This is a genomic window from Pseudonocardia sp. TRM90224, from assembly GCF_021245725.1.
Classification (GTDB): Bacteria; Actinomycetota; Actinomycetes; order Mycobacteriales; family Pseudonocardiaceae; genus Pseudonocardia.
Window position 1 is genome coordinate 23,171 of record NZ_JAJGSX010000060.1, and the last position, 14,044, is coordinate 37,214.

Below are 14,044 nucleotides of genomic sequence, written 5' to 3' on the forward strand. Positions count from 1 at the left end.
GGCGGCATCCTCGTGCTGGTCTGCTGGGCGATGCTCAGCCCGATCATCTGGACCGCGATGTCGGTGACGAAGCCGACCGACGTGGCGTTCCTCAACCCGCCGGTGTTCTTCTACGAGCCGTCGCTGCAGGCGTTCGTCGATCTGTGGGAGACCACGCAGTTCTACCAGTACCTGATCAACACCCTGGTCGTCGCGGTGATCAGCACCGTGGTCGCGCTGGTGATCGGGCTGCCGGCGGCGTACGCGCTGGCGCGCATGCCCGGCTGGATCTCCGCGGTGCTGCTCATCGCCGCGCTGGTGTTCCGGGCGCTCCCGCGCTTCGCGGTCGTGCTGCCCATGTACGACCTCTCGCGCGCGCTCGGCGTCTACGACACGACGTTCGCCGTGGCCGCGGCGCTCGTCGCGATCAACCAGCCGTTCAGCATCTGGCTGCTGCGCAACTTCTTCGCCGAGATCCCCAAGGAGATCGACGAGGCCGCGATGGTCGACGGGTGCAGCCGCTGGCAGACGCTCGTGCGCGTGATCATCCCGCTGATGGGGCCCGGCGTGCTGACGGCGGGGATCTTCATGTTCCTGTTCGCGTTCCAGGAGTACCTGACGGCGAACATCCTCACGGACATCTCCGCCCGCACGGTGCCGGTCTTCATCGCGACGCAGCTCGGGCAGACCCTGCCGATGCTGCAGCAGGCCGGCGCGGCGGCGATGCTGCTGACGCTGCCCGTCGTGGCGTTCGCGTTCGTGGCGCAGCGCTACCTGGTTGCGGGGCTGAACGCGGGGTCGGTCAAGGGGTGACGCCGCTGGTCCTGCTGCCCGGCACGAACTGCTCGCCGGACCTGTGGAGCGGTGTCGCGGACGACCTCGACGCCGTGCACGCGCCGATCGACGCGTCGACGCTGGACGGCTGCGTCGACGCGTTGCTTGCACGGCTGCCCGCGCGGTTCGCCCTGGCCGGGCTCAGCCTGGGTGGCATCGTCGCGATGGCGCTGACCCGACGGGCGCCCGAGCGGGTGGAGCGGTTGTGCCTGATCGCGACCAATGCGCGTGCGCCGGTGCCGGCCCAGCTCGCGGCCTGGTCGGCGCAGCGCGCTGCGCTGCGCGCCGGCCGCACTGCCCGCGACCTGCAAGGCGAGGCGCTGCCAGCGCTGGTGCACCGGCACGCGCCTGCCGTCGACGAGCGGGTGCTGGCGATGGCCGACGCGGTGGGGGAGTGGGTGCTGGACCGGCAGCTCGCGCTGCAGGCGACCCGCGTCGACGAGCGGCCGGGGCTGCGCCGCGTCGGCGTGCCGACGCTCGTGGTCGCCGGCGCCGAGGACGGCGTCTGCCCGCCGGCCAACCACGTCGAGATCGCCGGCGCCGTCCCCGGCGCCGTGTTGCACGTCGTCCCCGAGGCGGGGCACCTGGTGCCGCTGGACCAGCCGCAAGCGGTGGCAGGCCTGCTCCGCTCGTGGCTCGCCGGCTGACCCCCGAACTTCCCCACCGTTTTGGGTGGATGCGCGCCGAATCAGCGCGCATGTGCCCAAAACGGTGGGGAAGTTGGCGGGCGTCAGGGGTGGGGGAGCGTGCGGAAGAGCTCCATCATCAGGTGCGCGACGTTGTAGACCACCAGGTCCGCGCCGCCCGCGAACGCCGCCGTGGCCGCTTCGGCGCCGGCGGCCAGGTCGGCGCGCAGCGAGCCGGCGACGGCGGGGTCGGCGCACACCTGCTCCAGCAGCTCGGCGACGGACGGATCCTGCGGGCCGCGGGCGGCGCCCAGGTCGGCCGTGCCGACGAGCCAGCCGTCCACGCCGTCGACGCCGACGATCTCCCCGGCCCGCGCGATCGCGCCCGGCGACTCCAGCATGACCAGCACGAACGTCGCGGCGTCTGCGGCCGCCCGGTGCTCGTCGGCCGTGCGGGTGCCGAACCGGCCCGCGCGCGGGTAGGTGGCGAACCCGCGCTCGCCGCGCGGCGGGTAGCGCACCGCACGGACGAGCGCCGCCGCCTCCTCGGCCGACTCGATGTGCGGCGCCACGATCCCGTGCGCGCCCTGGTCGAGCACCCGCTGCGCCAGGTGGTGCTCACCCTCACCGATCCGCACCAGCACCGGCACACCGTGCGCGTCGGCGAGCGCGATGTGGTGGCGCACGGCACCGACGTCGGCCGGGCCGTGCTCGCAGTCCAGGAGCACGAAGTCGAGCCCCGCCACGGCGAGCATCTCGACGACCTCCTCGCACGGCATCCGCACGAGCGCGCCCGACAGCTTCTCGCCGGCGCGCAGCCGCGCCCGCATCACGCGATCATCCCGGCGGAAAGATCGACGTCTGCGCCGGTCATCCCGGGCATCGCCAGCATCGCGACGACAGCTGCGCCGACCTCGTCGGCGGTGATCATGCGGCCCAGCGCGGCCCGCCCGACGAACGCGGCGCGCGCGTCGTCGAGGCTGGCTCCGGTGCGGGCCGATTCCAGCCGGAAGTTGCGGTCCATCCGCTCGCCCTCCACCGGGCCGGGCGAGATCGCGTTCACCCGCACCCCGTGCGGGCCGACCTCGAAGGCGAGCGTCGAGGTCAGCCCGAGCACGGCGGTCTTCGACGCGCAGTAGGGCGTGCGCCGGGCGAGCGGGCGCTTGCCCGACACCGACGCCACGTTGACGACGTCGCCGTCGCCGCGCGCGATCATGGGCGGCAGGAACTCGCGGCACACGAGGTAGGTGCCGCGCACGTTGACCGCGAACACCTCGTCCCACTCCTCGGGGGAGATCTCGACGAGCGGGGCGACCGGCCCGGCGATGCCGGCGTTGTTCACCACGATCGACACCTCGGCGTCGGCGAGCTCCGCGCCCAGCCGGGCGACGGCCACGGCGTCCGCGACGTCGCAGACCGCCATCCGCGCGGCAGGGCCGAGCCTCTCGGCCGTCGCGCGCAGCGGCTCCTCGCGCCGACCGACCAGTACGACCTCGGCGCCGGCCGCGACGAGGTGTCCCGCGATGGCCGCGCCCAGACCGTTGCCACCGCCGGTGACGAGCGCGAGCCGCCCGGCCGCGCTCATACCGGCTCTCCCGCGAGAGCGGCGTCGATCCACTCGAACCGGTCGCCGCCGTGCCGCCACGCCCGCAGGTCGCCGGAGCGCGCGTGGCCCTCGAACAGCTCGACCCGCGAGGCGCGCCCGCACACCCGACCGAGCTGCGCGCTCGCCGCCGGGTCGCGAACCTCCTGGTAGGTGCATGTCTTGAGGTACTTCCCGACCCACAGCCCGCCCGTGTAGCGGGCCGCGCCCAGCGTCGGCAGCACGTGGTTGGTGCCGATGACCTTGTCGCCGTAGGACACGCACGTGCCCTCGCCGAGGAACAGCGCGCCGTAGTTGCGCATCCGCTCCAGCGCCTGCCGGGGCTCCGCGGTGAACACCTGCACGTGCTCGGACGCGAGGTCGTCGGCGACGCGCCACATCTCGTCGGCGTCGTCGCAGACGACGACGCGGCCGTGGTCGCGCCACGCCGGGCCGGCCATGTCGTTCGTCGGCAGCCCCGGCAGCAGTCGCTCGACGAGCGCGATCACCTCCCGGGCGAGCTCCTCGCTGGTGGTCACCAGCACGGCGGGGGAGTCGGGGCCGTGCTCGGCCTGCGACAGCAGGTCGACCGCGGTGGTGAGCGGGTCGGCGGTCTCGTCGGCGACGACGAGGATCTCGGTCGGCCCGGCGAACAGGTCGATCCCCACCTCGCCGAACAGCTGCCGCTTCGCCTCGGCGACGTAGGCGTTGCCGGGCCCGGCGATCAGGTCGACCGCCGAGACCGACTCGGTGCCGACGGCCATCGCCGCCACCGCCTGCACCCCACCCAGCAGGTGGATCTCGTCGGCGCCCGCCATGTGCATCGCAGCGACGGTCGCGGCCGGGATCTCGCCGCGGATGGGCGGCGTGCAGGCCACGACCCGCGCGACGCCGGCAGCCTTCGCCGTCACGATCGTCATGTGCGCCGAGGCCGTCAGCGGGTAGCGACCGCCGGGGACGTACGCGCCGGACGCCGCGACCGGGACGTGCCGGTGCCCCAGCACCACGCCGGGCAGCGTTTCGACCTCCACGTCGCGCAGCGACTCGCGTTGCACGAGCGCGAACCCGCGCACCTGCTCCTGCACGAACGCGATGTCGGTGAGCACCTGCTCGGGCAGGCCGGCGACCAGCCGGTCGATCTCGTCGGGTGCGAGCCGGAAGCTCTCGGGCGTCCAGCCGTCGAACTGCGCCGAGTACTCGCGGACGGCCGCGTCACCCCGCTGCCGGACGTCGGCGATGATGGCCCGCACGCGGTCGGCGATCGCGGGGTCGGTGGTGCGTCCGGTGCTGCTCTTCGCGGACTTCAGTTGCCGGGGCATTGCTCTCCTCGAGCGTCGACCATCAGGTAGCATACGTATGCGCAGTTGGCATTCAAAGCTGCGTGCAGCGCCCGGGTCAAGGGGCGGGGCCGAGGAGGCGCGACATGGTCACCAGTCGGGACGTGGCGAGGCTCGCCGGCGTGTCGCAGCCCACGGTCTCGCGTGCGCTGACCGACCACCCCCGGGTCTCGGAGGCCACCAAGAAGCGGGTGCGCGAAGCCGCGCAGGCGCTGGGGTACTCGCCCGACGCGATCGGGCGCGCGTTGTCCGTCGGGCGCTCCACGCGGGTGGGGCTGGTCGTCACGGACCTGGAGAACCAGTTCTACGCCCACCTCGTCGCGCCGCTGCACGGCGAGCTGGAGGCGCTCGGCTACGAGCTGGTGCTGATCACCGAGAGCGCCGGGGGTGCGCCGCTGCCGGAGCGGGTCGCGGCGCACGGGCTCTGCAGCGTGGTGCTGTCGACCACCACGCTCGACTCGATCCAGCCCGCCCGCCTCCGCGACCGCGGGGTGCCGTTCGTCTACCTCAACCGCACCGCGCCGAGCGTCGCGGCCGACTCGGTCACCGTCGATCCCGAACCGGGCCTGCGTGCGCTGCTGGAATCGGCGATCGAGCTCGGGCACCGGCGGATCGGCGCCGTTTTCGGCCCGCGCAACACCAGCACCGGCGAGGCGCGCGAGCAGGTCACGCGGTCCATTCTCGACGAGCACGGGCTGCAGCTGGCCCACCGCGACGTGCTGCACGGTCCCTTCGACTTCGCCACCGGCCACGCGGGTATGACCACGCTGCTCGACCGCGGCGACCCGCCGACGCTCGTGCTGTTCGCCAACGACGTCGTCGCGCTCGGGGGGCTCAACGCCGCTGTCGAGCGGGGGGTCTCCGTGCCGGGTGAGGTGTCGGTCGCGGGGTTCGACGACCTGCCCACCTCGGGGTGGGCGCTGGTGCGGCTGAGCACCGTCGCCTACGACCTCGACGCCGTCGCCCGCGAGGCAGCGCGGCTCGTCGTGGCCAGGGTGCAGTCGCCGGACGAGCCGCTGCGCCAGGTCGTGCACCCCACGCGCTACGTCGCGCGCGCGACCGTCGGGCCACCGCGCGTCTGACCGTGAACGGCAACCGCCGGGTGGGTTGAACCTGATTGTGCATACGCATACAGTGGCTCGTGTCCGAGTTGGAACCATCGGAAGGACGGACATGCCGCTCGACCCCGTCGCGTATGAGCCCTACCAGGATCCCGACGACTTCATCCGTGAGGTCACCGACCGGATCTGGGTTCAGCGCGACGTCTCCTACATCCTCGACAACTACGAGCCCGACTCGATCGTGCACGGCGGCCTGGGCACCGTGATCGGCCGCGACGGCGTCGTCGACGGCAGCCTGATGCGCATCGCCGGCACCCCGCAACACGTCGGGCAGGCCGAGGACGTCGTGTGGGAGGCCCGCGGCGGCGACGCCTTCCTCAGCTCGCACCTGGTCTTCTCCAGCGACGAGAACCTCGTGGACGGGCGGATGATCCGGGTGCGCAAGCGCACCGTGGCCAACTGCCTGTACCGCCGTGGCCGCATGGTCGAGGAATGGGTCGTGCGCGACGAGCTGGCCGACGCGCTGCAGCGCGGCCTCGACCCCGACGAGGTTGCTCGCGGGCTGCGTTTCCGCGGGTACGAGGGATCGATGACCAAGCCGGCGCCGGCCGACGTGCTCGCCGTGGGCGATTCCGGCCCGCGCCCCGACGACTTCCGCACCGAGTGCGAGATGGTGCTGGAGTTCCTCCAGGAGGTCTGGAACGGCCGGCGGTACCAGAAGGTCACCGACTTCATGGTGCGCGACCTGTTCCTGCACACCGTCGGCGACACGACGATCGTGCGGCCCGACGGCTACCAACGCGACCTGCTCGCGCTCGTCGCACCCTTCCCCGACGCGCAGTTCGCCGTCCGTGACGTCCAGACCAACCACTCCGAGCGCTACGCGGGCCTGCGCATCGCGGTCTGCTGGGTGATGCGGGGCACCTACCGCGGGACGCCCGCGTTCGGGCCGCTCACCGACCAGCCGGTCGACCTGCTGGGCGTCTCCCAGTTCCTCGTGCAGGGCGGTCGGATCGTCCGCGAGGTCCGCGTCTTCGACGAGATCGCGCTGCGGGCGCAGATCAACGCCACCCGCGGTGACGGCGAGTTCACCGACACCAACATCTACTGATCAGCTGCACGAGAGGACGTTCCATGCTCGACTCGGTGGTGGTCCCACCCGAGGAGATCGCCCGCCGCACGGTGCTGCGCTCGGACTGGGTGCCGTGCAAGTCCGCGTTCATCGACTGCCGCACCCCCGGTTCCGACCGCAAGGACAACTACTCCTTCATCGGTCCCGGCGTATCGCAGAACCCCGACCAGCATGTCAACCTCCGCGAGCCGCACGGGTTCAACCTCGGCGCCGCCGGCATGCCCCACGGCACCACCAACAGCCTGCACCTGCATTTCACGGCCGAGGTGTTCATCAACTTCGACGGCGACTACCAGCTGCGGTGGGGTCCCGACGGCCGACAGGGGGAGTACCGCAGCGTCGACGGCGATGTGGTCTCCGTGCCGCCGTGGATCTTCCGCGGCTTCACCAACGTCGGCGCCGACGAGGGCATCCTGCTCACCGTGCTGGGTCGCGACGACCCCGGCGGGATCATTTGGGGGCCGCCGGTGCTGGAGGAGGCCGCCGCGCACGGCCTCTACCTCACCTCCGACAACCAGCTCGTCGACACTGCGATCGGGCAGCGCGTGCCCGCGGGCGCGGCGCTGATCGAACCGATGGCGCAGGCCGAGATCGATCGGCTCGACACGTTCACCGTCGAGCAGTTCCGCGGGCGCGTGGTCCACGCGCCGGACCGGGTGTGGGTCGAGCAACCGTTCCTGTGCTCGGCGCTCCCCGGCGGCCGGGCCCAGCTGAGCCCGGTGATCGGGTACGGCATGGTCGAGGACCGGCGCGCGCGGCCCGTGCTCGCCGATCCGCACGGCTTCGGGCTCGCGTGGCTGCGCGCCGAGCCGGGCGAGGGCGTCCTCACCCACCGCCACGACCGCACCCAGGTGCTCACCGCCAAGGCGGGCCGCTGGGCCGTCACCCTCAACACCGGGGCGGATGCACGCACCGTGGAGCTCGGCCCGCTCGACACGCTCTCCGTCCCGCCCGGTGCGTGGCGTTCGATCACGCTACTGGACGCGACGCCGGGTCGTTCCGCCACGCCAGGGGCCAGTGAGCTGCTGGTGGTCACGGGCGGCGAGGACCGCACGCTGCTGGAATGGGCGCCCGAGGTGGTGTCCGCGGCACGCCGCGCGGGCCGGATGCTCGACGCCAACGGCTTCCACGCACCGGCGGCGGTGCTCGCCGCGGCCACCGAGGACGACTGACGCCGTGCCGGTGGGGGTCGTGCCTGTGGGGGTCGTGCCGGTGACGGTCGCGGCCGTGCAGGTGCCGGCGGCGATGGGGGAGCGTGATCCGGGCCGTGCGCTCGCAATGCTCACCGCCGCCGTCCGCGACGCCGCGGGCCGCGGCGCCCGACTCGTCGTGCTGCCCGAGCTGGCGGCGTGCGGCTACACGTTCCGCGACGCCGCCGAGGCCCGGGCAGCGGCCGAGCCGCTGGCGAGCGCGCCGACGGTCGCCCGGTTGCGGGAGCTGTCGCGTGACCTGGGGTGCGTCCTCGTCGCGGGACTGGCCGAGCTGGGTGACGACGGCGAGGTCTACAACACCGCCGTCCTCGTCGAGGGCGGGCAAGTGCGGGCCGGCTACCGCAAGGTGCACCTCTGGGGCGGCGAGGCCGAGCTGTTCCGCCCGGGAACGCAGCCGCCGGCGGTCGTCGACACCGCGGCCGGCCGGGTCGGCGTGATGATCTGCTACGACCTCGAGTTTCCCGAGTGGGTCCGGCTCGCGGCCGAAGCGGGCGCGGAGATCGTCGCGGTGCCGGCGAACTGGCCGGCGCTGCCCGTGCCGGCGGGGGAGCGGCCGCTGGAGGTGATCAAGGCACAGGCGGCGGCCGGGGCGTACCGGGTGCACGTGGTCGTGGCCGACCGGTGCGGCCGCGAGCGCGGCGTCGACTGGACGGGTGGCAGCATCGTCTGCGGCGCCGACGGCTACCTCCGCGCCGGCCCGGCGACGGAGCCGGAGGCACCGGCGGCGCCCGCGATCCTGCTCGCCGAGCTCGACCCGGCCGCCGCACGCGACAAGTCACTGGGACCGCACAACGACGCCCTGCGCGATCGCCGGCCGGGTCTGTACGGCGGCGGATAGCCGGGGCCGGGCCGTGCTGGGGCTGGGATGTGTGCGTTGCGCACGTGAGGGCAGGAAAGCCACTTTCAGGCCCTGTGAGGGCAGGAAAGTGGCTTTCCGGCCCTCCACCTGCATCCCGGGGCAGGTGGCCGACCGCTTCGTGGGCCACATGGAACCGTGTGGTTGTCACGCAGCCCTGTGGATCAACCACAAGGTTCCATGAGGCGACCTCGGGCTCGTCGTGGGACCGGGTGGGGTCGACGGTGTGCAACGTCGACCCAGGGCTTGCGGCGATTCACCTGACAGCCACTTTCATGCAACGTGGTTGCGGGAAAGTGGCTTTCCTGACCCCCGTGCGAGCGACGACGTACGCCCCGGCAACGCCCCCTCGATCAGCTCGACCGCTCCGGCCGTGCCGCCTTCCTCCCGCAGCTCCCGCTGCAGCGCGGCGCACCGGGCCCGCATCTCCGGCGAATCGGCGACGGCGAGCAGCGCCGCCCGCAGCTCCTCCGCCGTGACGGTCGCCGAGTCGACCCGCCGCGCGACCCCGGCGGCGACCAGCGCGTCCGCGTTCGAGAACTGGTCGACGCCCTGCGGGGCGGCGATCATCGGCGTTCCCGTCCACAGCCCCTCGGCCGATCCGCCCATCCCGGCGTGGGTGAGGAAGGCGTCGGCCTGCTCCAGGATCGCCAGCTGCGGCACCCACCGGTGCACCTCGACCGAGCCGGGTACGTCGCCGAGTTCCGCCTGATCCACGTGCGCGCCGATCTGCAGCACCACATGCCATCCCGGGAGCCGTCCGAAGGCCGCGATGCAGCGCCGGTAGAAGTCGGCGTGGTCTGTGTAGGCCGAGCCGAGGGAGACGAGCAGCACCCGCTCCGCGGACGCGGGTTGGCTCCATCCACCCTGCTCGGGGCGAGGCGCGAGGCACGGGCCGACGAAGCTCATGTGCGGCCCGACGCGGTCGGCGAAGGGCTGCAGCACCTTCGGCACCAGCACGATCCCGCGCTCCGGGCGTCCGAGCCAGCCCGCGTCGGGCTGCTGTCCGTGCTCGACGAGCCACCCTTGCAGCTTGTGCTGGTAGGCGACGCCGCGTGGATCGGCGTTCATGGCAGCCAGCACCTCGGCCATGTCGTCTTCGTAGCCGTCCCATGCGACGAAGGTCGAGGAGAGCTGGATCGCGGCGACCCCCATCTCGGCGGCGAGGATGCGCGCGGCGAACCCGCCGATGTCGTAGAGGAACAGGTCGGGCCGGTCGTCGGCGTAGGCCGAGCGCAGCCGCGGGAGCATCACGATGGCGTCGTCCAGGAACGCGGCCATGCCGTCGAGGTCGTCGCCCTCCCACGCCTCGTCGGTGTGGAACGGCAGCGTCGTGGGGCACGGCACGAGCTCCGCGCCCATGCCCTCGATGATCTCGGCGTACGACGGGTCGTTCGCGTAGGTGACCCGGTGGCCACGTGCGACGAGGCCGCGGATCACCTCGGTGCTCGGGTTGACGTGGCCCGGCGCCGGAATGCTGACCATGGCGATGTGCGCCATCGGATCCTCCAAAGTTCAAAGCGAGACGGTCCGTCTCGTCTTGTTGAACTCTTGCCGATGGTCGGTGCGCTGTCAAGACGCAACGTCTCGTCTCGATGTAGGGTCGATCACGTGCCCCCTGATCCCTCCCGACGAAGCGAACGTTCGCGCACGGCGATCCTCACGGCCGCGGCCGAGCTGGTGCACGAGGTCGGCTACCGGAAGCTGACGATCGAGGCGATCGCCGCCCGCGCCGGTGTGGGCAAGCAGACGATCTACAGGTGGTGGCCGTCCAAGGCGGCCGTCGTACTGGACGGCCTGCTCGCCGCCGCGGCCGCTCGACCCGAGGGGCTCGCTCTGCCCGACAGCGGCGACCTCGCCGCTGACCTGCGGGTGGTCGTTCGCGCGATCGTCGCCGAGCTGGCCGACCCGGGCCTCTCGGCCACCTCGCGCGGCATGATCATCGACATGCAGGAGGACCTCGACCTCGCGGGCGACGTGCTGGAGCGCCTGCTCGGTCCGAACCTCCGCGCGATCGCCGATCGCCTGCGCGCCGGACAGGACGCCGGCCAGGTCCGCCCCGACCTCGACCTCGGCGTCGGTGTCGAGCTGATCGTCGGCCCGCCGTACCACCGGTGGCTGCTGCGCACCGGGCCGCTGACGCAGGCCTATGCCGACGAGGTGACCGACCTGGCAATGCGCGCGCTTGCACCGTGACGGAGGCTCAGTCGTCGTACCCGACGAACCCGACCGGCACCTTCCCGCCGCTCCCGCGTACTGCAGCGGCGGCCGCGTCGACCCCGAGTCCGCCGTAGAGCTCGATGAGTCCTGGTTCGAGCCCGGTGAGGGACGCGACGACGGTCTCGACGGCAGCGGCGTCCGGCACGGGGACGAAGACTGCGTCGGGGTGGGTGTCGCGGTCGCGGTCCGGGTCGAGCCCGGGCGCGAGGTACAGGAACGCCCCTGGTGTCAGATTCCCGGCAAGGGCGTTGCGCTTGTACTCGGCGATCTGCTCCAGCGACTCGAAGGCGTACCGGTTGAGCCCGACGCGGGTCCTGTCGCCCACCGCTTCGCGGACCCGCGCGGCGTCCTCGGAGCCGAGTCCTCCGCACAGCTCGACCCGACCGGCGCCCTGCTCCACCTGTGCCAGTGCGACGTCGACGAGCTCGTCGCGGCCGGTCCCGATGATCCGCAGGTGGTCGCGGTCGACCCGGACGCCGGGCGTTCCCTCGTAGATGACGGCTGTGAACGTGTCCTTCGTGGTCATGCACCCTCCAACATAGCTTGTTGTCAAACTATTCCAGGGCAAGCTAGTTTGCCGAGACATGTCGGGTCGAGTTGAATCGCCGGATGACCGAACGGGAGCGCTGGTCCAGCGCCGAGTGCGCGCAGGCCTGGGGCGTCAAGACCACGACCTGGATGGGCTACGTCTCCCGCGGGCAGGCGCCGGGCCCGCTGCCGGAGGTCGGCCCGAACGGCCGCCGGTTCTGGGACGCGGAGGAGGTCCGCCGCTTCCCTCGACCCGGCAGCGGCCGCACCCGCACCGGCGCGGCACCGGCGGCCGACGAGCTGCTGGAGCGGATGCGGGAGGTCGCGGCCGGGATCGAGGAACTGCGGGCACGGCAACGGGAGCTGCTGGCCGAGGGCGAGGAACAGGGGTTGGAGATCCTGGCCATGGCTCGCGCTTCCGGTATCTCGCGGCAGACCGCGTACAGCTGGCTGGGAGCTGAGAACGACTAAGCCAGCGCTGTTCGGATCGCCCCGAACAGCACGTCGAGGTCGTCGTCGGTGTAGATGAGCGGCGGGATCAGCGAGAACCCCCGCGGCCACGGGTGCACCACGGCGCCCGCGGCGCGGATGGCCTCGACGACGCCGGGGACCTCCTCGTAAGCCACCGACAGCTCCGCGCTCCGGAAGCAACCGACGCCGCTCACGTCGACGACCTTCGGGTGGTCGAGCAGGTCCTGCAGGCGGGCGTCGAGCCTGGTGGCGAGGCCTTGCGCTGCCGGCAGCAGGCGCTGCGCCTCCGCGATGGTCGCGATGATCGCCGCGCAGCTGGCGGGGGTGCCCGCCTGGGTCTCCGCGTGCACGAACATCGCATCGTCATCGGTGAAGGCCGCCGCGATGTGCTCGCTCACCAGCACCGCCGACGCCGCGCACGTGCCGTTGGTGAGGCCCTTCGACGTGATGAGCACGTCCGGCGCCGACGGCCACTCGCCGCTCGCGTAGAACGGGCCGGTGCGGCCGAACCCGGTTGCGACCTCGTCGGCGACCAGCAGGAACCCGTGCTCGTCGCGGGCTTTGAGCAGGTGTTCGAGGTAGGTCGGGGTGAGCACCACGGTGCCGGTGCCCTGCACGGGTTCGACGAACATCGCCGCGACCTGATCACCGACCGAGTCGAGCAGCGCGTCCAGCTCCTCGACCGAGTTGGCCGTCACGTACCGGTTGAGCCGGCGGTCGACGCCGTAGATGTCGTGGCCGTAGTCTTCGCTGATCAGCGACATGCCGCCGTAGGTCAGGCCGTGGTAGCTGCCGTGCAGGCTGACGATCAGCTTGCGTTCGGGCTTCTCGCGCTGCACGTGGTACTGCCGCGCGAGCTTCATCGTCAGGTCGTTCGCGGAGCTTCCCGAAGTGCCGAAGATGACCTTCGAGTAGGGGCCGGCGATGTCGACGAGCGCCTGCGCCGCCTGCTCGGCGTAGGTGCTGGTGTACCGGAACAGCGTCAGGTAGGAGGCGTCCAGCAATGCCTGGCCGATGGCCGAGGCGATCGCCGGATTGCCGTATCCGAGGTTGACGTTCCACAGGCCGCTGGTGGCGCACAACAGTTCTCGACCGTCCGCGAACCGTATTTTCGTGCCTTGCGCGGAAACTGCGCGGAGGTCGGCACGATCGTGCTGGGAATATGGCAAAAGGGATGGCCAAACCGCTGTCACCTTTGCATCCTGGCACACGTTGCGGTGCATGATCGACAGTGAAGGTGGCGGTTGCGGCCGCCGGCCGGGGTGCGGCTCAGATGTCCCGGTCGGCGGCGACCACCCAGACCCCGCCCGGTCCGGTGCGGCCCGGTTGAACGAGGTCGAGCTCGCTTTGCAGGCCGTGGTCGCCGAAGATCTGCACGGTCGTCCGGCCGGTCGAGGTGGCGGTCACGATGTGGTCGGACGCGGTCCAGCCCTGCGCGGCGGCGTAGGAGACCGCGACCTCGGTCGGGTCGAGCAACCACGGCTGGGCGCCGCGGTCGACCTCGGCTTGCAGCTTCGTGGCGTCGCCGCTCGGCCAGGGGAGGGTGATGGGTTCGGTCGGCGGTGTCGGGACGCGGGTCGGGCGCGGCGTGCCTGCCGTCGTCGGGGTCGGGGTCGGGGCCGGGTTCGTGGTGGGAGCGGTGGTCGCGGTCGGCCCGGAAGCGGCGGGCCCTTGGGCCTCTTGGCCCGTGGGCGCCGGAGTGGGCGCCGCGCCGCAAGCGATCAGCAGCAGCACCGAAGCGGCGACGATCAGCGTTGCAGCAACACGACGAGCGGGCACAGGAACAGTTTAGGGAGCTGACCACATTCGGCCGGGGGGTGAGTGCCAGGAAAGTGGCTGCCAAGGTGAATCGGTGCAGCCGTGGCGGCGGATCGGCACCCCGGATCCTGGCGCTGGCAGAAGTTGAGTGTGCTGACGGCTGTCGCGACAGCTGTCAGCACACTCAACTTCCGAGACACCCGCCTCGGCGGGCACCAACCTGTGCACGAGCGCCTTGGCCCGCATGCGCCGGGGCAGGGAGGGTTCGAACCAACGGCACTTTCGTCCAATAGGCGTGGACGAAAGTGCCGTTCGTTCAGCAACCCTACCGCGGCCCGTACACCCCCCGGGCCGCGCCCAACACGGATTCTCAGGTCGCGTCCCGTGGGGTGGTGGAGTTAGGGGTTCGCGGTCTTGGCGTGGTGATCACGACGGGGACGGCCATCGTG

At 72.0% G+C, this 14,044-nt stretch carries 14 protein-coding genes and 1 pseudogene; 8 read left to right on the plus strand and 7 right to left on the minus strand.

Features of this window, described 5'->3' with window-relative positions:
* Positions 1–57: 57 nt before the first annotated feature.
* Together LL648_RS40280 and LL648_RS40285 are read left to right on the plus strand one after the other, a co-directional pair.
* On the plus strand, positions 58–792 hold the full coding sequence (locus tag LL648_RS40280; protein ID WP_255687459.1) for a carbohydrate ABC transporter permease: 735 nt from the start codon (positions 58–60) through the stop codon (positions 790–792).
* A pseudogene (locus LL648_RS40285) lies at positions 771–1,460 on the plus strand (alpha/beta fold hydrolase); the annotation flags it as partial. The gene LL648_RS40280 and the pseudogene LL648_RS40285, both read left to right, overlap by 22 nt.
* An 83-nt stretch (positions 1,461–1,543) precedes the next feature.
* Here the strand turns inward: LL648_RS40285 and LL648_RS40290 are convergent.
* From LL648_RS40290 to hisD, 3 genes are read right to left on the minus strand one after another with little or no spacing between them, the layout of a single operon-like run.
* Entirely contained in the window at positions 1,544–2,269 is a 726-nt protein-coding gene (locus tag LL648_RS40290; protein ID WP_232668240.1) for an HpcH/HpaI aldolase family protein, read from the minus strand.
* Entirely contained in the window at positions 2,269–3,024 is a 756-nt protein-coding gene (locus LL648_RS40295; protein ID WP_232668241.1) for an SDR family NAD(P)-dependent oxidoreductase, read from the minus strand. The genes LL648_RS40290 and LL648_RS40295 overlap by 1 nt, the downstream gene beginning before the upstream one ends.
* Positions 3,021–4,340, minus strand: coding sequence for a histidinol dehydrogenase (gene hisD / locus LL648_RS40300; RefSeq protein WP_232668242.1), 1,320 nt, complete (start codon positions 4,338–4,340; stop codon positions 3,021–3,023). Before hisD ends, LL648_RS40295 begins: the two co-directional genes overlap by 4 nt.
* A gap of 104 nt (positions 4,341–4,444) precedes the next feature.
* Here hisD and LL648_RS40305 point away from each other — a divergent pair, with 104 nt between their 5' ends.
* From LL648_RS40305 to LL648_RS40320, 4 genes are all read left to right on the plus strand, one after another.
* A complete protein-coding gene (locus tag LL648_RS40305) occupies positions 4,445–5,440 on the plus strand; it encodes a LacI family DNA-binding transcriptional regulator (RefSeq protein WP_232668243.1) in 996 nt (331 codons plus the stop codon).
* Between the two features lie 91 nt (positions 5,441–5,531).
* Positions 5,532–6,530, plus strand: coding sequence for a nuclear transport factor 2 family protein (locus LL648_RS40310; RefSeq protein WP_232668244.1), 999 nt, complete (start codon positions 5,532–5,534; stop codon positions 6,528–6,530).
* Between the two features lie 23 nt (positions 6,531–6,553).
* Positions 6,554–7,723, plus strand: a complete 1,170-nt coding sequence (locus LL648_RS40315; RefSeq protein ID WP_232668245.1) for a hypothetical protein — start codon at positions 6,554–6,556, stop codon at positions 7,721–7,723.
* A gap of 19 nt (positions 7,724–7,742) precedes the next feature.
* Positions 7,743–8,600, plus strand: coding sequence for a nitrilase-related carbon-nitrogen hydrolase (locus LL648_RS40320; protein ID WP_232668246.1), 858 nt, complete (start codon positions 7,743–7,745; stop codon positions 8,598–8,600).
* 291 nt (positions 8,601–8,891) lie between these two features.
* Here the strand turns inward: LL648_RS40320 and LL648_RS40325 are convergent, their stop codons facing one another.
* Positions 8,892–10,118, minus strand: coding sequence for a macrolide family glycosyltransferase (locus LL648_RS40325; protein WP_232668247.1), 1,227 nt, complete (start codon positions 10,116–10,118; stop codon positions 8,892–8,894).
* A gap of 111 nt (positions 10,119–10,229) precedes the next feature.
* On the opposite strand from LL648_RS40325, the gene LL648_RS40330 reads away from it, so the two are divergent.
* On the plus strand, positions 10,230–10,814 hold the full coding sequence (locus LL648_RS40330) for a TetR/AcrR family transcriptional regulator (protein ID WP_232668248.1): 585 nt from the start codon (positions 10,230–10,232) through the stop codon (positions 10,812–10,814).
* 7 nt (positions 10,815–10,821) lie between these two features.
* On the opposite strand, the gene LL648_RS40335 is transcribed toward LL648_RS40330, so the two are convergent.
* Positions 10,822–11,364: a DUF6506 family protein gene (locus LL648_RS40335; RefSeq protein ID WP_232668249.1), complete on the minus strand. Its 543-nt coding sequence runs from the start codon at positions 11,362–11,364 to the stop codon at positions 10,822–10,824.
* An 83-nt stretch (positions 11,365–11,447) separates the two neighbouring features.
* On the opposite strand from LL648_RS40335, the gene LL648_RS40340 reads away from it, so the two are divergent.
* On the plus strand, positions 11,448–11,837 hold the full coding sequence (locus LL648_RS40340) for a hypothetical protein (protein WP_232668250.1): 390 nt from the start codon (positions 11,448–11,450) through the stop codon (positions 11,835–11,837).
* On the opposite strand, the gene mpaD is transcribed toward LL648_RS40340, so the two are convergent.
* Both mpaD and LL648_RS40350 read right to left on the minus strand, forming a co-directional pair.
* The gene (mpaD, locus tag LL648_RS40345; protein WP_255687453.1) at positions 11,834–13,060 is read right to left on the minus strand and encodes a daptide-type RiPP biosynthesis aminotransferase; all 1,227 of its coding nucleotides are present in this window, start codon (positions 13,058–13,060) and stop codon (positions 11,834–11,836) included. The two genes, LL648_RS40340 and mpaD, sit on opposite strands and share 4 nt — an antisense overlap.
* 46 nt (positions 13,061–13,106) lie before the next feature.
* Positions 13,107–13,616 carry a hypothetical protein gene (locus LL648_RS40350; protein ID WP_232668252.1) on the minus strand — a complete coding sequence of 170 codons (510 nt, stop codon included), beginning with the start codon at positions 13,614–13,616 and terminating at the stop codon, positions 13,107–13,109.
* Between the last annotated feature and the right edge of the window lie 428 nt (positions 13,617–14,044).